This window comes from Variovorax beijingensis (assembly GCF_007828835.1).
Lineage (GTDB): Bacteria > Pseudomonadota > Gammaproteobacteria > Burkholderiales > Burkholderiaceae_C > Variovorax > Variovorax beijingensis_A.
This window is the reverse complement of the sequence record NZ_VIVL01000018.1, coordinates 1-22,964: the sequence shown is the minus strand read 5'-3', so window position 1 is coordinate 22,964 and position 22,964 is coordinate 1. Positions and strand designations below refer to the sequence as shown.

Genomic DNA, 22,964 nt, shown 5'->3' with positions numbered 1-22,964 from the left:
CGGGGACTTCAGGCTTCGGCTTGCTTCAGCACGTAGCCGATGCGTGGGAAGTGCACGTGCACCGTGCCGACGCGCTCGTGGCTGCGCTCCAGCGTGTAGTGCGTGCGCGTGGCGGCCACCAGCGTGCCGGGCGTTTCCTCCAGGCCGAAACTCTCGGCCCGGACGGTGACCGCACTGCCCAGCGCAATGCCATGGTCGTCCTGGAAGGTGCTGTCGGTCAGCAGCGTGTGCGGCGTGGCGGCCTTGGCGATGGCGATGGCTTCGTCCGAGCTGGATTTTTCGATGCTGCCATGGCCGATCGCGGCCATGCGCTCCATCCAGTCGATGACCGCGGGGGTGAGGTCGAGGATGCCGCGCACCGAGTCGATGCGGCGCGTGTACCAGAGCGGGTGATAGACCGAGAAGTCGGTGATGCACGGCACCTCGCCCAGCAGGTAGGGCTTGTCGTCGAGCATGTCGGACAGGCGGCGCAGGTACGACTTGTAGGCGCTGGTGGCGTCGGCCGGACGCAGCCGCGTCATGTTGCCCGTGCTCATCTTCGCGCGGTCTTCGCCGAAGGCCTTGGCGGCCTCGGGCGGCGCCTTGGCGAACAGCTCGGCCGCGCCCCGGGGCTGCATGCTCCAGGCCATGGCGGCCCAGAACAGGGTGGTGTCGGCCCACTGCGCGAGGATGCGCGACATGCCTTTTTCGGGCTCGGGGTAGAGCGTGGCTTCGGGCTGCAGGTGCTCGAGCACGTCGGCGATCAGCGCGCTGTCGCAGTAGATGTCGGCGCCGATCTGCAGGAACGGCGTCTTGCGGTAGCCGCCCGTGAGCACCTCCACGTCGGGCTTGGGCATGATGGGCGGAATGAGCACCGATTTCCACGGCAGCTTCTTGGCGCCGAGGATGAGCCGCACCTTCTCGGAGAACGGCGAGGTGTTGTAGTGGTGCAGGATGAGTTCGGCCATGTGCTGGTTTCCCGTGGATGAGTGTGTTGCCGAGCTCAGCGCGGCTGCGCACGCCCGATGATCGAATCGAAATCGGTGCCCGCACCCAGCGTGCCGAACACGTTGCCCCAGTCGCCGCCCAGCCGCGATGCGCAGAAGGCGCCCACGATGGCCGGCGGTGCGGTCTGCGCGAGTAACGCCGCTTGCACGGCCAGGGCCACGTCCTGCGCGAGGCGTCGCGCCTCGGCCTCGGAAGCCATGGCCTCGATGCGTGCCGGCAGCGCGTCGGCCAGACGGTCGAGCGCCGCATGCTGGCCGCGCGCGGGCGCCAGCTCCTTGGCCAATGCGGCCACCGCATCGCCCTTGCGCAGGCCCCGCAGCAGGTCGAGCGCCATGATGTTGCCTGCGCCTTCCCAGATCGAGTTGAGCGGCATCTCGCGGTAGATGCGCGCCATGATGCCTTCGCCGCCCTCTTCCACATAGCCGTTGCCGCCAAGGCATTCCATGGCCTCTTGCGCAAAGTGGCTGCCGCGCTTGCAGATCCAGAACTTGGCGACCGGCGTGAGCAGGCGTGCCATCAGGCGCTCGTGCTCGTCGGCCTGCCGGTCGAAGGCCCGCGCGAGGCGGATGGCCAGCGCGGTCGAGGCTTCGCTCTCCAGGGCCAGGTCAGCCAGCACGTTTTTCATGAGCGGCTGCTCGATCAGCGGTTTGCCGAAGGCCATGCGCTGGCTCGCGTGGTTGAGCGCGATGCTCAGCGCCTGCCGCATCAGGCCGCTGGTGCCCAGCGCGCAGTCGAGCCGGGTCATGGTGCCCATCTCGAGGATCTGCGGAATGCCGCGACCCTCTTCGCCCACGAGCCATGCGCTGGCGCCGTGGAACTCGACCTCGGAACTGGCGTTGGCCTTGTTGCCGAGCTTGTCCTTCAGGCGCTGGATGTGGATGGCGTTGCGCGTGCCGTCGGGCAGCACGCGCGGCAGGAAGAAGCAGCTCAGGCCGGCCGGCGCCTGGGCCAACACCAGGAAGGCATCGCACATCGGCGCCGAGAAGAACCACTTGTGGCCGGTGATCGCGTAGCGCTCGCCCCAGGCGTCGCCAGCCTCGCGCACGGCGCGCGTGGTGTTGGCGCGCACGTCGGAGCCGCCCTGCTTCTCGGTCATGCCCATGCCCATGGTCACGCCAGGCTTGTCCTTGAACGAAGCGAGCGCGGGGTCGTACCAGAGGCTGCCGAGCTTCGGGCCCCAGTCGGCGTACACGGCGGCATTGCCGCGCAATGCGGGCGTGGCGGCGTAGGTCATGGAGACCGGGCAAAGGATCGACGGCTCCAGCTCGGTGAAGAGCATGAAGCCGGCCGCGCGCAGCAGGTGCGGCGAGGCCGAGGTGCCTGTCCAGGGCGTGCCGTGCAGGCCTGCGCCCACGGCGGCGGCCATGAGCACGTGATAGCTCGGATGGAACTCCACCTCGTCGATGCGCCGGCCGAAGCGGTCGTGCGTGTGCAGTTCGGGCGGGTGGGTGTTGGCGAGCCGCGCATGCGCCTGCATCTCGGCCGAGCCGATGGCCGCACCCAGTTCGTTCAGCTGCGCGAGCTGAAGAGATGGCGCATTGAACTTCAGCGCATCGCGCAGGGGCCGGTTGGTTTCGAACAGGTTGTAGCCCACCAGCGGCTCGGGCTGGTTGAATACCTCGTGCGTCGAATTCATTCGAATACCTCCGTGCTTCGCACTGCGGTGCACGCTGGCTTGGGGCGGCCCGGCGCGGCGCGCATACCGGCCTCCTTGCCGTGCGTTCAATTCATCAGATCAGTTTGACCAGTTGCTTGCCGAAATTCTTGCCCTTGAGCAAACCCAGGAAGGCCTCAGGGGCAGCCTCGATGCCTTGCGCCATCGACTCGCGCGGCCTGAGCTTGCCGCTGGCCACCAGCGCACCGAGTTCGGCCAGCGCCTCGGGCCACACCTCCATGTGCTCGCTCACGATGAAGCCCTCGATCTTCATGCGGTTGATGAGGATCAGCGCCGGGTTCGCAAGCGGCAGCGGCTGCCCGTCGTAGCCCGCGATCATTCCGCACAGCGCCACGCGCGAGAAGGCGTTGGCGCGCAGCAGCACGGCGTCGAAGATGTAGCCGCCCACGTTCTCGAAGTAGCCGTCGATGCCGCTCGGGCAGGCCTCCTTGAGCGCGGCGCTCATGCTCTTGACGTCGGGGTGCTGGCGGTAGTCGATGCAGGCGTCGAATCCGAGCTCGTCGGTCACGTACTTGCACTTGTCCGGGCCGCCCGCAATGCCCACCACGCGGCAGCCGCGCGCCTTGGCCAATGCACCGAAGGCGCTGCCCACCGCCCCGCTGGCCGCCGTGACGACCATCGTCTCGCCGGCCTTCGGCGCAATGATCTTCACGAGGCCATACCAGGCCGTGACGCCCGGCATGCCGACCGCGCCGAGGTAGTGCGACAGCGGCACCTGCGTGGTGTCGACCTTCTTGAGCGCGCCGGGCTGCGAGGCATCGACCACGCTGTATTCCTGCCAGCCGCCGAAGCCCACCACCTTGTCGCCGACCGCGTACTTGGGGTGCTTGCTCTCGACCACTTCGCCGGCCGTGCCGCCCTGCATGACCTGGCCCACGGGCTGCGGCTGGGCGTAGCTCTTGGAATCGTTCATGCGCCCGCGCATGTACGGGTCGAGGCTCATGTAGTGGTGGCGCACCAGCACCTGGTTGTCCTTGAGCGCGGGCGTCTCGGCGGTCACGAGCTTGAAGTTGCTGGCAACGGCTTCGCCGTCGGGCCGGTTGTCGAGGTGGATCTGCTTGTTGGTGGGCATGGGTGTCTCCGGGGGAATGCAATCAATCGGTGGAAGGCGGGCGCATCGCGTTGGCGCTCGCGGGGCCTGTGGGCAGCCGGCGCTTCACGTACTTGAAGGTGCCGGTGGCATGCGCGCACACGTGCTCCAGTTCGTCGTAGATCCTGGCCTCGGTGAAGGCCAGCGTCGCGGTGCGGTGGATCAGCGTGCCGCGCGCATGCAGAGGCCCGACCGAAGGCTGCATGAAGCTGGTCTTCATCTCGATGGTGACCACGCCCGTCTCGGGCGCCACGCTGCGCGCCGCGGCCGCCATGGTGATGTCGAGCAGCGTCATGCAGGCGCCGCCGTGCGTCACGTCGAAGGTGTTGAGGTGTTCGGGCTTGGCGGTGTAGATGATCTCCGACTCGCCGCCCTCGAATTTCGTGAGCTCGAAGCCCAGGTGGCGCGCGAACGGGATCTGGCTCGTGTAGGAGCGGATGTTGATGTCGTTGGAATCTTCAGCCATTTCAAGCACCAAGGACCACGCTCACGCCACCATCCACAGCCAGCCACTGCCCCGTGATGTGCTTGCCGGCATCGCTCGCGTACAGCAGCGTGATGCCCTTCAGGTCTTCCTCGTCGCCCAGGCGCCCGAGCGGCGCATGCGAGGCCATCTTTTCCTCGCCCAGCGACTTGATGAGGCCGGCGGCCATCTTCGTCATGAAGAAGCCCGGGCAGATTGCGTTCACGTTGATGTTGAACTTGCCCCATTCGGCGGCCAGCGTGCGCGTGAAGCCGATCACCGCCGTCTTCGAGGTGTTGTAGGCCAGCGTCTGCATCTCGGGCGGGTTGCCGTTGAGGCCCGCGATCGAGGCGATGTTGATGATGCGGCCCGTCTTCTTCGGAATCATGTAGCCGTTGGCCACATGCTGCGACAGGATGAAATAGCCGCGCACGTTGAGGTTCATCACCTTGTCCCAGGCCTCGACCGGATGGCTCTCGGCCGGCGCGCCCCAGCTGGCGCCCGCGTTGTTGACGAGGATGTCGATGGCGCCCATGCGCTGCAGTGTCTCGTCGGCCAGGCGGCGCGTGTCTTCTTCCTTCGAGCAGTCGGCGGCGATCCAGCGCGCGTCGATGCCGGCCGATTGCAGTTCGGCCGCGGCCTGTTCCAGGTCGTCGGCCTTGCGCGAACTCAGCATGATCTTCGCGCCGGCCTCGCCGAGCGCATGCGCCATCTGCAGGCCCAGGCCGCGCGAGCCGCCGGTGATGAGGGCGGTCTTGCCGCCGAGGTCGAACAGCTTTTGGATGGTGCGGGCGGTCATGGGAAAGTCTCCGTTGTTCGGTCTGGAATGTTCAGGCGATGTAGTCCATGCACTGGCGCGCTTCGCGCACGGCGCCGATGAAGGGCTTCAGCGCCACGTGCTGCGGATGGTCCGCATAGGCCGCGAGCGCGGCCGCGTCGGTGAATTCCGAATACAGGACCAGGTCGTAGGTGGCTTCGAGCCCGGGCTGGGCAATGGCCACCTCGAAACGCAGCGTGCCGGGCGACAGACTGGCGCAGGCATCGAGCAGCGCCTTGGCCTTGAGAAGGTTGGTCGCCTTGTCGGCGCCTTCGGCATGTTCCTTGAACTTCCACATCACGATGTGCTTGAGCATGGTTTGTCTTTGGGGTTATTTGTCGCTGAGGCGCGAGCGCACGTAGATCAGCACGACGCCCACCAGCGCGACCACGGCGCCGGGCACGGCCATCGACCAGCCGAGCGCCGGCTCGGTGCGGCCCGTGGCAATGCCGAGAATCATGAGAAGCAGGCCGCCGTAGATCAGGATCCAGATCCACTTCTCGAGCCGCGCGTGCGGCTTCGGCGGCTTGGCGGGGTTGGGCGTGTTGTTGGGGGCGGCGTTGGCCATTGTCAAAAAGCGTCCTCGGGCAATGCTGTACAGGTAGGGTCGCGGCTCTCGACCACGTTGAGCCAGGCACCGATTTTCGGCAGCTCGTAGTGGAAGAAGTAGTCCGTGGCGCCTATCTTGCCAGCTGTTACCGCCCTGGCCTTTTCCGCATCGATTTCCAGCGCCCGCCGCGCCACGTCCAGCCAGATCCAGGCCAGCACGGTATGGCCGAAGGCCTGCATGTAGGGCACGGCGTTGGCCAGCGCATCGGCCGGGTCGCCGGTGGACCAGGCGGCCGCGGTGGCGCCGACTATGCGCTGCCATGCGGCCTCCAGCGCCTTGGCATGCGCCGCGAGCCCGGGCACCTTGGCGGGGCGGCCGATGGTTTCGGCGATGCGCCCGCCCAGCAGTTGCAGGCCGCGGCCCTTTTCCATCAGCACCTTGCGGCCCAGCAGGTCGGCCGCCTGGATGCCGTGCGTGCCTTCGTGGATCATGTTCAGGCGGTTGTCGCGCCAGTACTGCTCCACCGGAAAATCGCGCGTGTAGCCGTAGCCGCCATGCACCTGGATGGCCAGCGAATTGGCTTCCAGGCACCACTCGCTGGGCCAGCTTTTGGCGATGGGCGTGAGCACTTCGAGCAGCAGGCGCGCGTCGTCCGCGGCCTGCGCCTCGCCGGTCTTCTGCTCGTCGACCAGCCGGGCGCAGTACAGCTCCAGTGCCAGCGCGCCTTCGCAGTACGCCTTCTGCGCGAGCAGCATGCGGCGCACGTCGGCATGCTCGATGATGCGCACCTGCGGGCTGGCCGAGTCCTTCACGACCGCCGTGCCGGGCTGCTCCGCCTTCTTCACGAGCCGGCCCTGCGGCCGGGTCTTCGCGTAGTCGAGCGAGGCGTGGTAGCCCGCCATGCCCAGCATGGTGGCGGCCGTGCCGACGCCGATGCGCGCCTCGTTCATCATGTGGAACATGCAGTGCAGGCCCTTGCCCGGCTCGCCGACCAGGTAGCCCACCGCGCCGGCCTTGCCGCCGACCGGGTACTTTCCCTCGCCGAAGTTCAGCAGCGTGTTGGTGGTGCCGCGCCAGCCCAGCTTGTGGTTGAGGCCTGCCAATGCGACGTCGTTGCGCTCGCCGGTCAGCTCGCCTCGGGTATTCACCATGCGCTTCGGCACGATGAACAGCGAGATTCCGCGCGTGCCCGGCACCAGCTTGCCATTCGCGTCCGGAATCTTCGCGAGCACGATGTGCACGATGTTCTCGGTCAGTTCATGGTCGCCCGCCGAGATCCACATCTTGTTGCCCGTGAGCCGGTAGCGCGGCCCGAGCGGATCGCTCTGGTAGTCGTCGCCATCGGGCACGGCGCGCGTGGCCACGTCGCTCAGCGACGAGCCGGCCTGCGGCTCGGACAGGCACATGGTGCCGGCCCAGCGGCCCGAGAACTCGTTCTTGGCGAACACATCCTTCTGCATCCCGGTGCCGTGCACCATCAGCAGGTTGGCGTTGCCGCTGGTGAGCATGTTCGAGCCGATGCTGACCGAGGCCATTGCGAAGAAGCTGTTGGCCGCGGCCTGCAGCGTGTAGGGCAGCTGCATGCCGCCGATGTCGTAGTCCTGCGCCGCGCTCATCATTCCCGATTCGACAAAGGCCCTGTGCGCATCGTGCGTGGCCTGCGGCAGCACGACCTTCTCGCCATCGAAGTGCGGCTCCTGCGTGTCGACGATGCGATTGGCCGGCGCGTACTTCTCGCGCGCAATGCGCTCGCAGGTGTCGAGCACCGCATCGAAGGTTTCGCGCGAATGGTCGGCAAAGCGCTCGCGCTGGCTCAGCGATTCCGCGTCGAGCCAGTCATAAAGCAGAAAGTCGAGGGTGGGACGCAGGCTCATGATCGATCTCGGTGTGAAGGGATGCGCGGGTTCTGCGCCGGGAACACCGCGGAACCGGCTTTGCCGGGCCGCTGGTGTCGTCCCCTGAACGGGGTTGGCGAGGGCGGCGACGCGCTACGCGCCGCCGGCTGGGCGAGAGTTAAAGAACTTCAAACACGCCCGCAGCGCCCATGCCGCCGCCGATGCACATCGTGACCAGCACCTTCTTCGCGCCGCGGCGCTTGCCTTCGATGAGCGCATGGCCCGTCAGGCGCTGGCCGCTCACGCCGTAGGGGTGGCCCACGGCAATGGCGCCGCCGTCCACGTTCAGGCGGTCGCCCGGAATGCCGAGCTTGTCGCGGCAGTAGATCACCTGCACGGCGAAAGCCTCGTTGAGCTCCCACAGGTCGATGTCGTCGACCGTGAGGCCCAGGCGCTTGAGCACCTTCGGAATCGCGAACACCGGGCCGATGCCCATCTCGTCGGGCTCGCAGCCGGCCACGGCAAAGCCGAGGAAGCGGCCGAGCGGCTTCAGGCCTTTCTGCTGTGCGTACTTCTCGTCGACCACCACGCAGGCGCCGCCGCCGTCGGAGAACTGGCTCGCATTGCCGGCCGAGATGAGCCCGCCGGGAATCGCCGGGCGGATGCCGCTGATGCCTTCCTTGGTGGTGCCGGGGCGGATGCCTTCGTCGTTCTCGACGGTCACTTCCTTGGTGCGCAGGCCCATCACCGGGTCGGCCACGCCGGCCAGCACGGTGATCGGCGCGATCTCGTCCTTGAAGCGGCCGGCTTCGAGCGCGGCGGTGGCCTTCTGCTGGCTGGCGGCGCCGTATTCGTCCATGGCGTCGCGGCCGATGTTGTAGCGCTTGGCCACCTGCTCGGCCGTCTGCAGCATGTTCCAGTAGATCTCGGGCTTGTGCTTCACGAGCCAGGGGTCGGCCAGCATGTGCTTGTTGGCTTCGTTCTGCACGCAGGAGATGCTCTCGACGCCGCCGGCCACGTACACCTCGCCCTCGCCCGCGATGATGCGCTGCGCGGCGGTGGCGATGGTCTGCAGGCCCGACGAGCAGAAGCGGTTGATCGTCATGCCCGAGGTGGTGACCGGGCAGCCGGCGCGCAGCGCGATCTGGCGCGCGATGTTGGAGCCGGTGGCGCCCTCGGGCGTGGCGCAGCCCATGATCACGTCGTCGACTTCGGCGGCTTCGATGCCGGCGCGCGAGATGGCGTGCTGAACGGCGTGGCCGCCGAGCGTGGCGCCGTGCGTCATGTTGAAAGCACCCTTCCAGCTCTTCGCGAGCGGCGTGCGGGCGGTGGAAACGATGACGGCGCTGGTCATGGTGAGGTCCTTTGAAGATGGAAGGGAAAGAGGGTTGTGGTCGTCATTGCGCCGGCGCGGCGTTGCCGTTGCGCAGGAGCTGGTGATAGAAGCCGATCATCTCGCCGTAGTTGGCGATGGAGACGCGCTCGTTGTTGCCGTGGAAACGCGCGAGGTCCTCGCCCTTCATGCGCAGCGGCGAGAAACGAAAGACCGCGTCGCTCACCAGACTGAAGTGGCGCGAGTCGGTGGCGGCCGTCATGAGGCCGGGGGCCACCACCACATCGGGAAACGACTGGCGCACCGCCTGCTGGATTGCGCGGTAACCCGTGCTATCGGTCGGCGAGACGGGCGATGGCTCCGAGTTGCCTGGATAGCGCTTGATCCTGATCTCGTCGTTGCCCAGACTCTTGCGCAGATGCGCTTCCACGCTGTCGATGGTGTCGCCCGGCAGGATGCGGAAGTTGACCGCCGCCTCGGCGCGGCCGGGCAGCACGTTGTCCTTGTTGCCGGCGCGCACGATGGTGAGCGCCGTGGTCGTGCGCAGCATCGCGTTGCTGCTCGGGCTTTTCTCGAGCTGGCCGCGCACCAGCGGTTCGGTGAGCCACAGGTTGGAGAGCATCACGCGGTTCACGCCGCTCATCTCGGGCGCGAGCGCACCGAACATCTGCGCGGCCACGCCCTTGATGCCGCCGGGCATCGGGTTGGCTTCGAGCCGCGCGAGCGCCGCGCTCATGCTGCCGATGGCGCTGTGCTGCGGCGGCATCGACGAATGGCCGGGCGCGGTGTCGAGCGAAAGAAAGAAGGTGCCGTAGCCCTTCTCGGCCAGGCCGATGAGCGCCGCCGGTTTCGACAGGCCGGGCAGCACGCCGTCGAGGATCAGCAGGCCCTCGTCGAGCACCCAGTCCAGGCGCACGTTGCGCGACTTGAGCAGCTCGGCAATCGGCTGCGCGCCGCGCAGGCCGCTCACCTCCTCGTCGTCGCCCATCACGAGGTAGACGGTCTGCCTCGGCTGGAAGCCGCTTGCGACCAGTAGCTCGATGGCTTCCATCTGCGCGAACAGGTTGCTCTTGTTGTCGAGCGTGCCGCGGCCCCAGACGAAGCCGTCCTTGATCTCGCCCGCGAAGGGGTCGACCGTCCAGGCCTTCTCGGTGCCCGGTGCGATGGGCACCATGTCCTGGTGCGCCATGAGCGCGACGGGCCTGGCCTGCGGATCGCTGCCAGCCCAGGTGTAGAGCAGTGCCCTGTTGCCGACCACCTCCTTCTTGAGGGTCGCGTGGAGCCTGGGGAACTGCTGCGCGAGGTAGGCATGCAGCTTGTCGAACTCGGCCAGGTTCGCGGCCGGGTCGTCGAGGCTGGACACCGTGCGGAACGTGATCGCCGTGGACAGCCGCTTCGCGGCCGCCTGCAGGTCGATGTCCAGCTTGGGTGCGGGCGCCACCGCCAGCTGCTGCGATGGCGTGGTCCAGGTCTTGGCCGCCACGGCCGCCGCCAGTGCCAGCAGCACCAGCAGCAGCCCGAGGAAGATGCGTTTCAACATGGGCGGCCTGGGTCCCTTCGCGATCAGCTGAACTGCTTGCCTTCAGCCACCAGCTTCTGGATCAGCGGCGCGGGCTGCCAAAACTCGGCGTCGTCGCGCGGGTTCTTAGCAAAGCGCTTCATGGTTTCGGCCACGTTGTACAGGCCCACCTGCGATGCGTAGTGCATCGGGCCGCCGCGCCAGACCGGGAAGCCATAGCCGGTGAGGTACACCATGTCGATGTCTCCCGATTTCGAGGCGATGCCGTCCTCCAGGATGTGCGCGCCTTCGTTGACCAGCGCATAGACCAGGCGCTGCACGATCTCTTCATCGGAGATCTTGCGCGGCGTGATGCCCAGTTCCTTGCGGTGGTCCTCGATCATCTTGTTGACGAGTTCCGACGGAATCGCGTCGCGCTTGCCGGCCTGGTAGTCGTACCAGCCTGCGCCGGTCTTCTGGCCGAAGCGGCCCAGTTCGCAGAGCTTGTCGGCCGTGCGGCTGTACTTCATGTCCGGATGCTCCACGGCGCGGCGCTTGCGGATGGCCCAGCCGATGTCGTTGCCGGCCAGGTCGCCCATGCGGAACGGGCCCATGGCAAAGCCGAACTTCTCGACGGCCTTGTCGACCTGCTGCGGCGTGGCGCCCTCGTCCAGCAGGAAGCCCGCCTGGCGCGAGTACTGCTCGATCATGCGGTTGCCGATGAAGCCGTCGCACACGCCCGAGACCACGGCCGTCTTCTTGATCTTCTTGCCGATGTCCATCACGGTGGCCAGCACGTCCTTGGCCGTTTCCTTGCCGCGCACCACCTCGAGCAGCTTCATCACGTTGGCCGGGCTGAAGAAGTGCATGCCGACCACGTCCTGCGGACGCTGGGTGAAGGCGGCGATCTTGTCGACGTCGAGCGTCGAGGTGTTGGAAGCCAGGATGGCGCCCTTCTTGGCCACGCGGTCGAGTTCCTTGAACACCTTTTCCTTCACGCCGAGTTCCTCGAACACGGCTTCGATGATCAGGTCGGCATCCTTCAGGTCGTTGTAGTCGAGCGTGGTGCTCAAAAGCGCCATGCGCTGCTCGTACTTGTCCTGCTTGAGCTTGCCCTTCTTGACCTGGGATTCGTAGTTCTTTCGGATGGTCGCAATGCCGCGGTCGAGCGCTTCCTGCTTCATCTCGAGGATCTTCACGGGGACGCCGGCATTCAGGAAGTTCATCGAGATGCCGCCGCCCATGGTGCCGGCGCCGATCACGCCCACCGACTTGATCTCGCGCTTGGGCGTGTCCTCGGGCACGTCGGGAATCTTGGAGGCCGCGCGCTCGGCCATGAACAGGTGGCGCAGCGCCAGCGATTCGGGCGTGAACATCAGCGCGGTGAAGATCCGGCGCTCCTCGGCCATGCCTTCGTCGAACTTCATCTTCGTCGCGGCCTGAACGGCATCGACGCACTTGAGCGGCGCAGGGTAGTTCTTCGACATGCCGCCCACCATGTTCTTCGCGAACTGGAAGTAGGCATCGCCCTGCGGGTGCTTGCACGGCAGGTTGCGCACCAGTGGCAGCGCATCGCCGGTCTTGCTTGCGACGCTCTTGGCAAATGCAACAGCTTCCTCGAACACCGATTCGGGTGAAGCCGCGAGCTGGTCGAACAGCTTCTGGCCCGGCAGGCCGGCCAGCAGCTCGCTCTTGACGGGCTCGCCGCTCACGATCATGTTGAGCGCGGTCTCCACGCCCAGCACGCGCGGCAGGCGCTGCGTGCCGCCGGCGCCGGGAATCAGGCCCAGCTTGACCTCGGGCAGCGCAATGCTGGTGCCGGGAGCCGCCACGCGGTAGTGGCAGCCGAGCGCCAGCTCAAGCCCGCCGCCCATGCACACCGAATGGATGGCCGCGACGATCGGCTTCGGCGAAGCCTCGAGCGCAAGGATCACGCTCAGCAGGTTGGGCTCCTGCAGCGCCTTGGGCGTGCCGAATTCCTTGATGTCCGCACCACCCGAGAACGCCTTGCCGGCACCGGTGATGACGATGGCCTTGACGGCATCATCGGCGTTGGCCTTCGCGAGCCCATCGGTGATGCCGATGCGGGTCGAGAAACCGAGACCGTTGACCGGCGGGTTGGTCAGTGTGATCACGGCGACATCGCCGAGCACTTTGTATTCAGCCGTCATGCTGCGTTCCTTTGATTGGGAAGGGAAATGGGATGAGTTTTGGGTGCGGCCGACGCTTGCCGGGCCAGTCACGATACGTGTCGGCACCAAAAAGCACGAGTGTTCTTTTCGCTGGCGATTCTAGAGGGCGGCCAGCGGGCAGTTCAGTCGCGATTGGGACAAAGCTGTCAGGAATATTGGAAAAAGAACAGGGAGTGAATTTGCAATGACTCAGGTACCGGACACACGGGCGTGGAGGGCGGGCACCGGCCTGCTTCCCGTATGGGAGGCGAACCATTGTTGCCGATGCGACGTGGAGGAAGCAGGTCTGACCATGTCGAGGAACCGCCCACGATGGTCTTTCCGGCGCCTCCCGCGCCGCGGCTCACGCCCGCGCAGAAGCAAGCCGCGAAGGACAAGCAGCTCAGGAAGAACGTACTGGCGCTCATGGAAGGCGTCAGCGCCATGGCGGAATGGTTCAGCCAGCCTCCGTCGCCGCGCAAGTCGGCGGTGTCGGTTGCGCCGGCACCTGCGCCTCCGCCCGCGGTGCAGCTGAAGCCATTCGACATCCAGGACATTCCGGCCACGATGGGCAAGCTCCGCATGCTGGTATCCGCGGCGATGATGGAGCGATGGTTTCGAGGGCAGTTGAACTACTCGCCGACCGAGAAGGACGAGCAAGGCGGCCTGAACCAGAAGGGCCAGCCCTACCCGCCTAGCATGATCGACAAGTCCCCTGATCACCATGGGCTGGGTGCTGAGGTACGAGCGTGCGCGGGTCGCGGTTCGAGGAACTGACGGAACAACGCGACTACACACGTGGAATGGCGTCGTGGATGTTTCGCCCAAATCTGAAGATGCATGCAACACTGCGCCTACTCGGCTGTTAGTCGCCAGAGTTAAAAAAATCTTTAGAAGTCAGGGGGAATAAATGTTGGAGAAAATCAGAATAAAGTCTTGCCAGCTTGCTGTTGCTTTGGTCGCTATGTCGGCGAGCCTTTCGGCTTCAGCGATTACAGGCGAAATTCGGGGATATTTTGACTATCGAGTGTTGGGCTTGAGCGAAAACGGAGTGGACATGTGCCCTAAATCGGGCTACTCTGGCGTTAATAACACCTCGAACCCCACCATCGCATTTGTTTCCGCGCCATCCGGAAAACCTTATGTTGAATACGGGGGTACAAATCGAGCTCGCGTCTATTGTCCTCAAATTGTTACCGACACATATTTGCAAAGCGGAGCAGTGGTCACCAGCCCAGGCGTCCAGCAGTATGTATTTGACTGTCCTCGCGGAGATGGCGGACACCGTCAAGGAAGTAGCATCAGTCGTTACATCAGCCTGCCGAAAGGGCTGGTTGACTTTCAAGCAGGAATCCTTATAGCGTGGCCATACTTCAATGGTGTCAAAGTCGAGTCGCCAAGTCCGACTGCGCAATATGATTTCGCTCGTTGCGAATGCCTTGCCGAAGGAAGCATCTATAGTGAAAAATACCAGCGCTGCTTTATAAAAAATACAAAATTTCCACCTATCGTTCTCGGTTTCTTCAACGGGGTATGGAATACAGAGAAGCAAGCTGAAGACGGGCTGAACGCACTGAAGAGCGTTGTTGGCTCCACTCACGGCGATAGACCGATTCGCTATGAGAAGTTTTACAACCAGACCGGTCGCAGCACCGGGAACACCGAGGCGCAAGACATCGCCGAAACCTTCATCCAGCGCAGCACCGAACTTGATGATGTGCTGGCAGACCGCTGGGAGCATTACTGGGAAATGCTTTCGGGCCGCCACCGCCTTGCGGGCTCATTCACGGAACGCCTGGTTAGCGGTTTGCATGACGGCGGAGAAGCTTTTTCCCAATTGATCGATTCGATCGCTAGCTCCATGTTGGCGGGCTTTGTCAAAGGCTTGGCTTCGCTATTGAGCAACCCGCCCACGGCGGTGGACATGGCCGACCATCTGAGCCGGCTGCAAGCGATAGCGGACGAAGGCAGCGATTTCGTCCTTGTGGCCCATTCGCAAGGCAATCTGTTCGTCAACCTGGCTTACGACGGGCTGAAGAAAAGCCACCCCGCAACTCTGCAGGCCGTCGTGCATGTGGCGCCTGCCTCGCCCACCGTGCGCGGCATGCACGTGCTGTCCGATTTGGATGCCGTGATCAATGGTCTTCGCAACTTCGGAAGCTGGACGGTCCAAGCAATCAATCTGTGGCTGCCGTTCAACAAGGCGGATGCAAGCGGGCACACCCTGGTTGGCACATATCTCAATGGGCAAACGCCGGCAAGTACGACCCCCAATGGCCCCCCAGACACAACACCTCGGGCGCATGTGAAGGGGCTGATCATCAACGCGCTCAATCAGGTTTTGGCACCGTAGAAGAAACACAGGGAGAAGTCAAAGTGAATGCAGCACGTAAGAACGCTAGGTTTCAAGCAATGCACGCGCGCGTCGCAAGCGCTACGGTCGTAGTGGCCGTAGTGTTGGCCGCGTGCGGCGGTCACAGCAGCGACAGTGGCGTAGCGCCACCGGCGTCACAGGGGCCGGGAGCCACCGGCACTGGAACGAGCACTGGTGCAGACACAGGTACAGGTACAGGTACAGGTACAGGTACAGGTACGGGTACGGGTACGCCAACCCTGCGCGAACGGATCGCCGCGCTGGAACGCAGTGGCGCCTATCCCACGCTGGATCGCTCGACCGACATCGCCGGTCCGGACACCAATAGCAACGGCGTGCGCGACGACATCGAGGCCTGGATCCAGACTCAGCCGCTCAACGATGCGCAGAAGAAGGCATTGATGCAAGACGCAAGAGCCACGCAACGAACCTTGCTGGTCGATCTGAACGATAAGGCGGCATTGCAGAAGGCGGGCGAAGGGTTCGGCGCTTCCTTCAACTGCGGAATGATGCAGTTTCCCGAATACTCCGATTTTTCGAAGTTCGCCGGCAAGATCGAAGCCATGACGGCCAACACCAGACAGCGTGCGGAGCGCTACATGAGATACAACGCGGCAAGGTCCGGGAGTTCCACCAGGTCGCCCGACGGAGATACCTGCGAGCCCTGAGCAAGTCCGTCGATCTCGACTATCCACTCGTGGTCGACAAGAGGCCGGTGCACTCACAGACATCTCGTGAAGACCTTGTGTACTACCCGGTGCGAAATCGCGCATTCAAGGTTTGGCAGATGAAGCACCAGCAAGGAGGTGACTTCATCGCTTGTTCGGACATTCGTTGGGTGACCCTCGATACGGCGATCCGGGTGCAGCTATGAGGGCTAGACGAGGACAGCGTCAATGTGGGCGCCGCGAGGAGTCGGCCATCGACCTCCCCCCGCCCTGGTGGGAACGATGGACCGCCAAGCTCCCCTGACCCCGGCAGCCTAGACCTCCAGCCACTCCTTGCGCGTCGCCGCGTCGGCGCGCAGGCTGTCTGGCGTGCCGTCGAACACGATGCTGCCGTGGCCCATGACGAGCGCACGGTCGGAGATCTGCATCGCAATGGTCAGCTTCTGCTCGATCAGCAGCACCGAAATGCCCTTGTCCTTGAGCGTGCGCAGGTACTGCCCCACCAGCTCGACGATCTTGGGCGCGAGGCCTTCGGTGGGCTCGTCGATGATGATCAGGTCGGGGTCGCCCATCAAGGTGCGGCACAGCGTGAGCATCTGCTGCTCGCCGCCCGAGAGCACGCCGGCCTCGGTGTGCTGGCGCTCCTTCAGGCGCGGGAACATGCCGTACATGTCGTCGAAGGACCAGCGGCTTCCCTTGCCCGATCCCTTCTGGCCCAAGAGCAGGTTCTGGTGCACCGTGAGCTTGGGAAAGATGTCGCGGTTCTCGGGCACGTAGCCGATGCCCAGGTGCGCAATTTCGTAGGCCTTCCGGCGCAGGATGTCCTGGTCCTTCCAGCGCAGCGTGCCCTCGGCATGCACCAGGCCCATGATGGCCTTGGCGGTGGTCGAGCGGCCCGAGCCGTTGCGGCCCAGCAGCGCGACGATTTCGCCGGCGCCGACGTTGAAGGAAACGCCATGCAGCACATGGCTCTTGCCGTAGTAGGCGTGGATGTCGTGAAGCTTCAGCATGTCAGTGGCTCCGCGGCGTGTTGTTGTGTTGCGGGTTGCTTGTGTTCTTGGCGTTGTTGTTCGGGGCGCGTGCACAGGCCACCGGGTACTCCCCTCCGCGAATGTCCCCCGCCTTCGGCTCCTCCTTGATTTCGCTGCGGGGAGCACCCGATGCCCTGCGCACGATGGGCGCGGCTGTGGTGCTGGCTGATCAACCACCGTTCCGCATAACGATCACGTCGATGGGGTGCCTTGCGCAGCGAAATCAAGGAGGAGGCCGCAGGCCGGGGGACATTCGCGGAGCAAGGTACCCCGTCGGCGAGATCGCGCCCTGGACAAGGCATGTCAAACACAACGCGACGCAGAGAAAAGCGGATTGCCATCAGTGCCCCGCCCCCTGCGCATCGGCAACCGAAGACCCCAGATAGGCTTCCTGAACCCGCGCATTGGCGCGAACCGCGGCCGGCGTGTCGAAGGCGATGACCTCGCCATACACCACCACCGCGATCTTGTCGGCCAGCCCGAAGACCACGCCCATGTCGTGCTCCACCGTCAGCAGCGTCTTGCCGACCGTGACGTGCTTGATCAGCGAGATGAAATGCGCGGTCTCGGTCTTGCTCATGCCCGCCGTGGGCTCGTCCAGAAGAATGACGCCGGCGCCGCCGGCAATGGTCACGCCGATCTCGAGCGCGCGCTGCTCCGCATAGGTGAGGTTCACCGCGTGCACGTCGCGCTTGCGCTGCAGGCCGATCTGCCGCATGAGCTCTTCGGTGCGCGCGTTGGCGTCGTCCAGGTTCGAGAGAAAGCGCAGGAAGGTGTAGCGGTAGCCCAGGCTCCACAGCACGCCGCAGCGAAGGTTCTCGAACACGCTGAGCTTCGGGAAGATATTTGTGATCTGGAAGCTGCGCGACAGGCCCAGCCGGTTGATCTCGAAAGGCTTCTTGCCGTCGATGCGCTGGCCGTTCAGCAGCACCTCGCCGCTCGTGGGTGCGAGCCGCCCGCTGATCAGGTTGAACAGCGTCGACTTGCCCGCCCCGTTCGGGCCGATGATGGCCACGCGCTCCCCGGCCTTCACGGCCAGGTCCACGCCGCGGATGATTTCGGTCTTGCCGAAATTCTTGCGCAGCGACTTCAGTTCCAGTGCATATTGCGCGCTCATTACGCGGCCTCCCGGCGCTTGATTTCTGCTTCGATCTCTTCCTGCGCCTGGCCCCAGACACGCACGAAGCGCCGGCGCGCCACCTCCAGCGCGGCCAGGCCCACGGCCAGGATCGCAGCGGCGCCGAGCCAGCTGGCCGCGGCGGACGTATCGATCGCCACGCCGAAGTAATTCAGGTTGGGCCCGAGCGCCGAATTGAGCTGGATGTGATAGATCATCTCGATCAGCGCGGCAGCGCCCACCACCACCGGCACCAGCGCCACGGCCAGCGCGACATACAGCAGCCAGAAGCGGTTGAACTTGCCGAACTTGGCAACCCGCAGGTTCATCATCACCAGGCTGGCGATGCCGCCCGGCGCGAACATCACCATGAACACGAACACCAGGCCGAAATAGAGCTGCCAGGCCTTCGAGAGCTCCGACAGCAGGATCGAAGCGAACACCAGCAGCACCGCGCCGATGATCGGGCCGAAGAAGAACACCGCCCCGCCCAGGAAGGTGAACAGCAGGTAGCCGCCCGAGCGGATGGCGCTCAGGCTGTCGGCCGCGTTCACGATCTCGAAGTTGATCGATGCCAGCCCGCCGCCGATGCCCGCGAAGAAGCCCGCGATGATGAAGGCGAAGTAGCGCACGCGCTGCGTGTTGTAGCCGATGAACTCCACCCGCTCCGGGTTGTCGCGCACCGCATTCAGCATGCGGCCGAGCGGCGTGCCGGTGAAGGCATACATGAGCGCGGTGCAGACGAAGCAGTAGGCGGCGATCAGGTAGTACACCTGGATCTGCGGGCCGAAGTTGAAGCCGAAGAAGCTCGGCCCGTACACGCGGTTGGTGGTGATGCCGCCCTCGCCTCCGAAGAAGCTCGGGAACATCAGCGCCATGGAGGCCACGAGCTCGCCGATGCCCAGCGTGATCATCGCGAAGGTGGTGCCCGACTTCTTGGTCGTGACAAAGCCCAGCAGGATGGCAAAGAACATGCCGGCCAGGCCGCCCACCAGCGGAATGGCCACCAGCGGAATCTGCAGCCCGCCCTTGTCGGCCATGTTCATCGCGTGGATCGCAAGGAATGAACCGAGCCCGACATACACCGCATGGCCGAAGCTCAGCATGCCGCCCTGCCCCAGCAGGATGTTGTAGCTCAGGCAGATGATGATCAGGTAGCCCATCTGCGAGAGCATGGTGAGCGCCAGGCTGCTCTTGAACAGCAGCGGCGAGACGATCAGCACGATCGCGAACAGCGACCAGATCAGGAAGCGCCCGATGTTCCAGGGCTTGAAGCGGTAGTACTGCGTGGTGGCCGCAGTGGTCGTGGTGGTTGTGCTTGTCATGGCTTCAGTCCTCCCGGGTGCCAAGAAGACCCTTGGGCCTGAAGATGAGGATCAGCACCAGGAACAGGTAAGGCAGGATCGGCGCGACCTGCGAGATCGTGAGCTTGAGCAGCTCGTAGCCGAAGGTCTGGTCGGTCACCGTGACGCCCAGCAGCTGCAGGCCACCCGCGAACGACTGGTCCATGGCCACCGCGAAGGTCTGGATGATGCCGATCAAGAGCGACGCCAGGAATGCGCCGGCCAGCGAGCCCATGCCGCCGACCACCACCACCACGAAGATGATCGAGCCGACCGAGGCCGCCATCGCAGGCTCGGTGACGTAGGTGTTGCCGCCCACCACGCCCGCAAGGCCCGCGAGCGCGGCACCGCCGCCGAACACCAGCATGAAGACGCGCGGCACGTTGTGGCCCAGCGCCTCGACCATGTCGGGGTGCTTGAGCGCTGCCTGGATCACCAGGCCGATGCGCGTGCGCGTGAGCAGCAGCCACACCGAGATGAGCATCAGCACCGCCACCAGCATGATGAATGAGCGCGACTTGGGAAACTGCGTGCCATACAGCGAGAACAGCGGCCCCTGCAGCTGCGGCGGCAGGCCGTAGGGCACGGTCGAGCGGCCCCAGGCGAGCTGCACCAGCTCCAGGATGAGGTACGAAAGCCCGAAGGTCACCAGGAGTTCCGGCACGTGGCCGAACTTGTGGACCCGGCGCAGGCTGTAGCGCTCGAAGGCGGCGCCCAGCAGGCCCACCAGCAGCGGCGCGATGAACAGCGCCGGCCAGAAGCCGACGATGCCCGACAGCGTGTAGGCGATGTAGGCGCCCAGCATGTAGAAGCTGGCGTGCGCGAAGTTGAGCACGCCCATCATGCTGAAGATCAGCGTAAGGCCGGAGCTCAGCATGAACAGCAGCAGCCCGTAGCTGACGCCATTGAGCAGCGAGATGACGAAGAATTCGACGTTCATCGGTCTTTCGTGTCAGGTGAGAAAAGAAAAAAGGCCCGAGTGTTGAAGTCGGGCCTCGACCGGTCGGCGCGCGATCAGGCGATCACGAGGCGTTGGGCCGCTTCATCTGGCACGACGTGGGCGTGCTCGCAACGTAGGCCTCGTAGAACTTGACGGGCGCCAGCGTGTAGCCGGTGTTCTCGGGGCTGTAGGGGTTCTTGGCGTCGGCCTTCTGCCAGCGCGTGATCCACAGGCCCTGCTGCAGCTGGTGGTCGGCCTTGCGCATCTCGACGTCGCCGTTGAAGCTCTTGAACTTCATGCCTTCCATCGCGGCCGCCACCTTGACCGGCTCGGTCGACTTGGTGCGCACGAAGGCTTCGCTGAGCATGGCGTACACCGTGTAGATGTCGGTGGTGTACATGTCGTCGTTGAACTTCTTCTTGAACTCGTTCATCAACGGTTGCACGGGGCCGGGCGCGTTGTAGTGGCTGTAGCCCACCTGGTAGACCTTGCCGTCCGAAGCCGCGCCCATGGCGGTGGGCGTGCCGTTGGTCACGGCGTAGTAGGTGTAGAACTTGACGTTCAGGCCCGAGTCGTTGGCCGACTTGATGAGCAACGCGAGGTCGGAGCCCCAGTTGCCGGTGATGACGGTGTCGGCACCCGAAGCCTTGATCTTGGCGATGTAGGGCGAGAAGTCGCGCACCTGCGCGAGCGGATGCAGGTCGTCGCCCACGATCTCGACATCGGGCCGCTTGTCCTTGAGGTTCTGCTTGGCGAACTTGGAGACCTGCTGGCCGTGCGAGTAGTTCTGGTTGATGAGGTAGACCTTCTTGATGTCGGGCTGTTCCTTCATGAAGGCGGTCAGCGCTTCCATCTTCATGGAGGTGTCGGCGTCGAGCCGGAAGTGCCAGTAGCTGCACTTGCTGTTGGTGAGGTCGGGGTCGACGGCCGCGTAGTTGATGTAGAGCACTTCCTTGCCCGGGTTGCGGGCGTTGTGCTTCTCGAGCGCGTCGATGATGGCCAGCGCCGGGCCGGAGCCGTTGCCCTGCACCACGTAGCGCGCGCCCTGATCCATCGCGGAGCGCAGCGCGCTGGTGGTTTCCTGCGGACTCAGCTTGTTGTCGATGGCGATGACCTCGAACTTCACGCCGGCCGCGTTCTTCTTGTTGAACTCCTCGGCCAGGAACTGGAAGGTCTTGAGCTGGTTGGTGCCAACGGCTGCCATCAGGCCCGACAGCGGGTCGAGCCAGGCGATCTTCACGGTCTCGCCCTTCTGGGCCAGGGCGCCAGCGGCGCTCGCTGCAAGGATGGATGCGGTAGCGATTTTCAGAGCGAACTTCACGATCTATATCTCCTGGTCAAACCGAATCAAAAAGACTTGCACGAGCGTACAAGCGTTCACTGCCCCTCCCCTCAGGGAATGCCCGAAGGGGGCGGCCGCAAAGGCCCGTTTCTATCGCGCAGGCGACAGCGCATTTCTCCAATTTCTACCCGAGGGTAGACAGCTTCTACCCACGAGTAGGAAATGCGTTCACAAAGACGCTCAAGGGCGCTTCATCTGGCAGGTCGTCGGCGTGCTGGCCACATACGACTCGTAGTACTTCACGGGGACATTGGTGTAGCCGGTGTTCTCGGCGTCATAGGGGTACTTGGCGCTGGCTTTCTCCCAGCGCGAGATGTAGAGGCCCTGTTGCAGCTGGTGGTCGGCCTTGCGCATCTCGACCTCCCCGTTGAAGCTCTTGATCTTCATGCCCTCGAGCGCGGCCGCAACCTTGACCGGATCGGTCGACCTGGTCTGCACGAAGGCGGCGTCGAGCAGCGCGAACGTGTGGTAGATCGACGATTGCGTCAGGTCGTCGTTCATCTTCTTCTTGTAGCCGGCGAGCAGCTTCTGGATTTCGCCGCCCATGTTGTAGTGGCCATATGCCACGGTGTAGATCTTGCCGGCGGAGGTGGCGCCCATGGCCGTCGGGGTCCCGGTGCCGAAGGCGTAGTAGGTGAGGAACTTGACGTCCAGGCCCGAATCGTTGGCGGCCTTGATGAGCAGCGACAGGTCGGAACCCCAGTTGCCGGTGATGACGGTGTCCGCGCCCGAGGCCTTGATCTTGGCGATGTAGGGCGAGAAGTCGCGCACCTGGGCGAGCGGGTGCAGGTCGTCGCCCACGATCTGGATGTCGGGGCGCTTGGCCTTCAGGTCTTCCTTCGCGAACTTGGACACCTGCACGCCGTGCGCGTAGTTCTGGCCGAGGATGTAGACCTTCTTGATGTCGGGCTGGTCCTTCATCCAGGTGGTCAGCGCCTCCATCTTCATGGAGGTGTCGGCATCGAGGCGAAAGTGCCAGTAGCTGCACTTGCTGTTGGTGAGGTCCGGGTCGACCGCCGCATAGTTCAGGTAGAGCAGTTCCTTGCCCGGATTGCGTGCGTTGTTCTTCTCGATGGCGTCGATGATGGCCAGTGCCGGCCCGGAGCCATTGCCCTGGGTGATGTAGCGCGCGCCCTGGTCCTGTGCGGAGCGCAGCGCGGCGGTGGTTTCCTGCGGGCTCAGCTTGTTGTCGATCGCGATGATCTCGAACTTCACGCCCGAGGCATTCTTCTTGTTGAACTCTTCGGCCAGGAACTGCGTGGTCTTGAGCTGGTTGGTGCCCACGGCTGCCATCAGGCCCGACAGCGGATCGAGCCAGGCGATCTTGACGGTCTCGCCCTTCTGGGCGAATGCGGCCGTCATGCCGACCAACATGGCACAGGCGGCTGCGGACTTGATGGCAAATTGCATGAAGAGTCTCCGGAGTGAAAGTCGGGATGCCAGCGTACAAGCGCCCTTTTCTTCGCCGCACAGGGATTGCCCGGAAGGAAGGCCGCCGAAGCGGCCCCGCTATCGCATGCGCGACAGTGCGGACGGGCTTTGGCGCCTGGTCAGGTGGTGGGAAGCTTGTAGTCCTTGAGCAGTTCGCGCAGCCTGGTCTTGAGGATCTTGCCGGTGGCACCGATCGGAATCGCCTCGACGAACACCACGTCGTCGGGGATCTGCCACTTGGCCGTCTTGCCCTCGTAGAACTTCAGCAGCTCCTCGCGCGCGACTTCCGCATTGGGCTT

The 22,964-nt window shown here is 64.6% G+C and carries 21 protein-coding genes and 1 pseudogene; 4 read left to right on the top strand and 18 right to left on the bottom strand.

All coding sequences use genetic code 11. The annotated features are described in order from the left end of the window. Positions 1 to 8: 8 nt before the first annotated feature. The 11 genes from FB547_RS30840 to FB547_RS30790 all read right to left on the bottom strand — a co-directional run bounded on the left by FB547_RS30840 (position 9) and on the right by FB547_RS30790 (position 12,419). The gene (locus FB547_RS30840; RefSeq protein WP_145747426.1) at positions 9 to 947 is read right to left on the bottom strand and encodes a glutathione S-transferase family protein; all 939 of its coding nucleotides are present in this window, start codon (positions 945 to 947) and stop codon (positions 9 to 11) included. A 35-nt stretch (positions 948 to 982) separates the two neighbouring features. Beyond that, positions 983 to 2,623: an isovaleryl-CoA dehydrogenase gene (locus FB547_RS30835; protein ID WP_145747425.1), complete on the bottom strand. Its 1,641-nt coding sequence runs from the start codon at positions 2,621 to 2,623 to the stop codon at positions 983 to 985. 94 nt (positions 2,624 to 2,717) lie between these two features. Next, positions 2,718 to 3,734 carry an NADP-dependent oxidoreductase gene (locus FB547_RS30830; protein WP_145747424.1) on the bottom strand — a complete coding sequence of 339 codons (1,017 nt, stop codon included), beginning with the start codon at positions 3,732 to 3,734 and terminating at the stop codon, positions 2,718 to 2,720. Between the two features lie 22 nt (positions 3,735 to 3,756). Further along, positions 3,757 to 4,218 carry a PaaI family thioesterase gene (locus FB547_RS30825; RefSeq protein WP_145747423.1) on the bottom strand — a complete coding sequence of 154 codons (462 nt, stop codon included), beginning with the start codon at positions 4,216 to 4,218 and terminating at the stop codon, positions 3,757 to 3,759. Between the two features lies 1 nt (position 4,219). After that, the gene (locus FB547_RS30820) at positions 4,220 to 5,014 is read right to left on the bottom strand and encodes an SDR family oxidoreductase (protein WP_145747422.1); all 795 of its coding nucleotides are present in this window, start codon (positions 5,012 to 5,014) and stop codon (positions 4,220 to 4,222) included. Positions 5,015 to 5,045: 31 nt separating this feature from the next. Further along, the gene (locus FB547_RS30815) at positions 5,046 to 5,348 is read right to left on the bottom strand and encodes a Dabb family protein (RefSeq protein WP_145747421.1); all 303 of its coding nucleotides are present in this window, start codon (positions 5,346 to 5,348) and stop codon (positions 5,046 to 5,048) included. Between the two features lie 15 nt (positions 5,349 to 5,363). Next, positions 5,364 to 5,600, bottom strand: a complete 237-nt coding sequence (locus tag FB547_RS30810; protein WP_145747420.1) for a hypothetical protein — start codon at positions 5,598 to 5,600, stop codon at positions 5,364 to 5,366. 2 nt (positions 5,601 to 5,602) lie between these two features. Beyond that, positions 5,603 to 7,456, bottom strand: coding sequence for an acyl-CoA dehydrogenase (locus FB547_RS30805; RefSeq protein WP_145747419.1), 1,854 nt, complete (start codon positions 7,454 to 7,456; stop codon positions 5,603 to 5,605). 139 nt (positions 7,457 to 7,595) lie between these two features. Next, positions 7,596 to 8,771 (bottom strand): acetyl-CoA C-acyltransferase, encoded by a 1,176-nt coding sequence (locus tag FB547_RS30800; RefSeq protein WP_145747418.1) that lies wholly within the window; start codon positions 8,769 to 8,771, stop codon positions 7,596 to 7,598. 43 nt (positions 8,772 to 8,814) lie between these two features. Continuing rightward, positions 8,815 to 10,290: a M20 family peptidase gene (locus FB547_RS30795; protein ID WP_145747417.1), complete on the bottom strand. Its 1,476-nt coding sequence runs from the start codon at positions 10,288 to 10,290 to the stop codon at positions 8,815 to 8,817. Positions 10,291 to 10,313: 23 nt separating this feature from the next. After that, complete coding sequence (locus FB547_RS30790; RefSeq protein WP_145747416.1) at positions 10,314 to 12,419, bottom strand: 3-hydroxyacyl-CoA dehydrogenase NAD-binding domain-containing protein; 2,106 nt, start codon at positions 12,417 to 12,419, stop codon at positions 10,314 to 10,316. 333 nt (positions 12,420 to 12,752) lie between these two features. On the opposite strand from FB547_RS30790, the gene FB547_RS30785 reads away from it, so the two are divergent. The 4 genes from FB547_RS30785 to FB547_RS33740 all read left to right on the top strand — a co-directional run bounded on the left by FB547_RS30785 (position 12,753) and on the right by FB547_RS33740 (position 15,667). Next, on the top strand, positions 12,753 to 13,196 hold the full coding sequence (locus FB547_RS30785) for a DUF6402 family protein (RefSeq protein WP_145747415.1): 444 nt from the start codon (positions 12,753 to 12,755) through the stop codon (positions 13,194 to 13,196). 133 nt (positions 13,197 to 13,329) lie between these two features. Continuing rightward, positions 13,330 to 14,772 (top strand): hypothetical protein, encoded by a 1,443-nt coding sequence (locus tag FB547_RS30780; protein WP_145747414.1) that lies wholly within the window; start codon positions 13,330 to 13,332, stop codon positions 14,770 to 14,772. Between the two features lie 59 nt (positions 14,773 to 14,831). Further along, entirely contained in the window at positions 14,832 to 15,461 is a 630-nt protein-coding gene (locus FB547_RS33745) for a hypothetical protein (RefSeq protein ID WP_186454307.1), read from the top strand. Then, positions 15,398 to 15,667, top strand: coding sequence for a DUF6402 family protein (locus tag FB547_RS33740; protein ID WP_374710125.1), 270 nt, complete (start codon positions 15,398 to 15,400; stop codon positions 15,665 to 15,667). The genes FB547_RS33745 and FB547_RS33740 overlap by 64 nt, the downstream gene beginning before the upstream one ends. A gap of 108 nt (positions 15,668 to 15,775) precedes the next feature. Here the strand turns inward: FB547_RS33740 and FB547_RS30770 are convergent, their stop codons facing one another. The 7 genes and pseudogenes from FB547_RS30770 to FB547_RS30740 form a co-directional block, all read right to left on the bottom strand. Further along, positions 15,776 to 16,471, bottom strand: coding sequence for an ABC transporter ATP-binding protein (locus tag FB547_RS30770; RefSeq protein WP_145747413.1), 696 nt, complete (start codon positions 16,469 to 16,471; stop codon positions 15,776 to 15,778). A 361-nt stretch (positions 16,472 to 16,832) separates the two neighbouring features. Then, positions 16,833 to 17,609 carry an ABC transporter ATP-binding protein gene (locus FB547_RS30765; RefSeq protein WP_145747412.1) on the bottom strand — a complete coding sequence of 259 codons (777 nt, stop codon included), beginning with the start codon at positions 17,607 to 17,609 and terminating at the stop codon, positions 16,833 to 16,835. Then, on the bottom strand, positions 17,609 to 18,934 hold the full coding sequence (locus FB547_RS30760) for a branched-chain amino acid ABC transporter permease (protein ID WP_145747411.1): 1,326 nt from the start codon (positions 18,932 to 18,934) through the stop codon (positions 17,609 to 17,611). The genes FB547_RS30765 and FB547_RS30760 overlap by 1 nt, the downstream gene beginning before the upstream one ends. A gap of 4 nt (positions 18,935 to 18,938) precedes the next feature. Next, positions 18,939 to 19,892, bottom strand: coding sequence for a branched-chain amino acid ABC transporter permease (locus FB547_RS30755; protein ID WP_145747410.1), 954 nt, complete (start codon positions 19,890 to 19,892; stop codon positions 18,939 to 18,941). Positions 19,893 to 19,974: 82 nt separating this feature from the next. Continuing rightward, the gene (locus FB547_RS30750) at positions 19,975 to 21,213 is read right to left on the bottom strand and encodes a branched-chain amino acid ABC transporter substrate-binding protein (protein WP_145747409.1); all 1,239 of its coding nucleotides are present in this window, start codon (positions 21,211 to 21,213) and stop codon (positions 19,975 to 19,977) included. A gap of 201 nt (positions 21,214 to 21,414) precedes the next feature. Beyond that, entirely contained in the window at positions 21,415 to 22,644 is a 1,230-nt protein-coding gene (locus FB547_RS30745; RefSeq protein ID WP_145747408.1) for a branched-chain amino acid ABC transporter substrate-binding protein, read from the bottom strand. A gap of 140 nt (positions 22,645 to 22,784) precedes the next feature. Then, positions 22,785 to 22,964: pseudogene (locus FB547_RS30740) on the bottom strand (long-chain fatty acid--CoA ligase); the annotation flags it as partial.

What these genes read in the sequence shown, in the direction of transcription:
- FB547_RS30840 (WP_145747426.1), bottom strand. Translation starts at nt 947, where the DNA reads ATGGCCGAACTCATCCTGCACCACTACAACACCTCGCCGTTCTCCGAG.
- FB547_RS30835 (WP_145747425.1), bottom strand. Translation starts at nt 2,623, where the DNA reads ATGAATTCGACGCACGAGGTATTCAACCAGCCCGAGCCGCTGGTGGGC.
- FB547_RS30830 (WP_145747424.1), bottom strand. Translation starts at nt 3,734, where the DNA reads ATGCCCACCAACAAGCAGATCCACCTCGACAACCGGCCCGACGGCGAA.
- FB547_RS30825 (WP_145747423.1), bottom strand. Translation starts at nt 4,218, where the DNA reads ATGGCTGAAGATTCCAACGACATCAACATCCGCTCCTACACGAGCCAG.
- FB547_RS30820 (WP_145747422.1), bottom strand. Translation starts at nt 5,014, where the DNA reads ATGACCGCCCGCACCATCCAAAAGCTGTTCGACCTCGGCGGCAAGACC.
- FB547_RS30815 (WP_145747421.1), bottom strand. Translation starts at nt 5,348, where the DNA reads ATGCTCAAGCACATCGTGATGTGGAAGTTCAAGGAACATGCCGAAGGC.
- FB547_RS30810 (WP_145747420.1), bottom strand. Translation starts at nt 5,600, where the DNA reads ATGGCCAACGCCGCCCCCAACAACACGCCCAACCCCGCCAAGCCGCCG.
- FB547_RS30805 (WP_145747419.1), bottom strand. Translation starts at nt 7,456, where the DNA reads ATGAGCCTGCGTCCCACCCTCGACTTTCTGCTTTATGACTGGCTCGAC.
- FB547_RS30800 (WP_145747418.1), bottom strand. Translation starts at nt 8,771, where the DNA reads ATGACCAGCGCCGTCATCGTTTCCACCGCCCGCACGCCGCTCGCGAAG.
- FB547_RS30795 (WP_145747417.1), bottom strand. Translation starts at nt 10,290, where the DNA reads ATGTTGAAACGCATCTTCCTCGGGCTGCTGCTGGTGCTGCTGGCACTG.
- FB547_RS30790 (WP_145747416.1), bottom strand. Translation starts at nt 12,419, where the DNA reads ATGACGGCTGAATACAAAGTGCTCGGCGATGTCGCCGTGATCACACTG.
- FB547_RS30785 (WP_145747415.1), top strand. Translation starts at nt 12,753, where the DNA reads ATGGTCTTTCCGGCGCCTCCCGCGCCGCGGCTCACGCCCGCGCAGAAG.
- FB547_RS30780 (WP_145747414.1), top strand. Translation starts at nt 13,330, where the DNA reads ATGTTGGAGAAAATCAGAATAAAGTCTTGCCAGCTTGCTGTTGCTTTG.
- FB547_RS33745 (WP_186454307.1), top strand. Translation starts at nt 14,832, where the DNA reads ATGCACGCGCGCGTCGCAAGCGCTACGGTCGTAGTGGCCGTAGTGTTG.
- FB547_RS30770 (WP_145747413.1), bottom strand. Translation starts at nt 16,471, where the DNA reads ATGCTGAAGCTTCACGACATCCACGCCTACTACGGCAAGAGCCATGTG.
- FB547_RS30765 (WP_145747412.1), bottom strand. Translation starts at nt 17,609, where the DNA reads ATGAGCGCGCAATATGCACTGGAACTGAAGTCGCTGCGCAAGAATTTC.
- FB547_RS30760 (WP_145747411.1), bottom strand. Translation starts at nt 18,934, where the DNA reads ATGACAAGCACAACCACCACGACCACTGCGGCCACCACGCAGTACTAC.
- FB547_RS30755 (WP_145747410.1), bottom strand. Translation starts at nt 19,892, where the DNA reads ATGAACGTCGAATTCTTCGTCATCTCGCTGCTCAATGGCGTCAGCTAC.
- FB547_RS30745 (WP_145747408.1), bottom strand. Translation starts at nt 22,644, where the DNA reads ATGCAATTTGCCATCAAGTCCGCAGCCGCCTGTGCCATGTTGGTCGGC.